The sequence below is a fragment of the Vibrio sp. 1562 genome, assembly GCF_033340155.1.
GTDB classification, from domain to species: domain Bacteria; phylum Pseudomonadota; class Gammaproteobacteria; order Enterobacterales; family Vibrionaceae; genus Vibrio; species Vibrio alginolyticus.
Genome location: NZ_JAWOVY010000193.1, coordinates 1 through 853, shown reverse-complemented (window position 1 = coordinate 853; position 853 = coordinate 1). Strand labels below are relative to the sequence as shown.

Genomic DNA, 853 nt, shown 5'->3' with positions numbered 1-853 from the left:
ACATCTGAAGCGCCCATTTTGCTTTGTTCAGCAACAAAGGTCATTTGGCTAGGGCGTGTGGTTTTGCCTGAAAGATGGACTTCTTGCACGTTCGTGTTTTTGACTAAATGACGGACGTTGTCTGCATTCACTCCCGCCCCGGCCATGATCGCAATGCGCCCTTGGGCTTGTTCCACAAGAGATTTAAGTACGCTCTCGCCTGCTGGTGCAGATGGAGCGAGACCAGAAGTCAGAATACGTTCACAACCTAAATGGATGATATCTTCCAACGCTTGTTCTGCATTGCGACATTGATCAAACGCACGATGAAACGTGATGCCAAGACCCAGTGCTTGTGCAAACTCGCACAATGCGGTGGCAAACGGCATGTTGATATCACCTTCTTGGGTCAGTACGCCTAGCACCACTCCATCTAAACCAGATTGATGGGCGGCTTCGATGTCCCAACGCATCATGTCTAGCTCCTCTTCGTTATAGAAAAAGTCGCCTTGGCGTGGACGAATCATGGCATACACTGGAACAGAAGATTGTTTGGCCGCTTGCTGCATAAAACCGTAGCTTGGCGTTAAGCCACCCAATGCGAGAGATGAGCAAAGCTCAATACGAGTTGCGCCACCAGCAATGGCGTAATGAAGAGATTCAATATTATCAATACAGACTTCTAGATGAGTAACCACTTTGATTCATCCTACTAACGTTACAGTAAGTGTTATGGCTAAGATATTAGCAGGGCCAACAGGCAGAATCTGTATGATGTCGATGGGAAATAGAGGTAAAGTTTTCGCCTAGGTGTTACCTCATTTGAGCACATTTATTGAAGATAAAAGAAAGCCCAGAGCATATACTCTGGGCT

At 46.8% G+C, this 853-nt stretch carries 1 protein-coding gene; it reads right to left on the bottom strand.

What is annotated here, in order from left to right; all coding sequences use genetic code 11:
• Positions 1-677: copper homeostasis protein CutC (locus tag R7Z49_RS24090; protein WP_318112243.1), on the bottom strand; the 677-nt coding region annotated here is incomplete at its 3' end.
• Between the last annotated feature and the right edge of the window lie 176 nt (positions 678-853).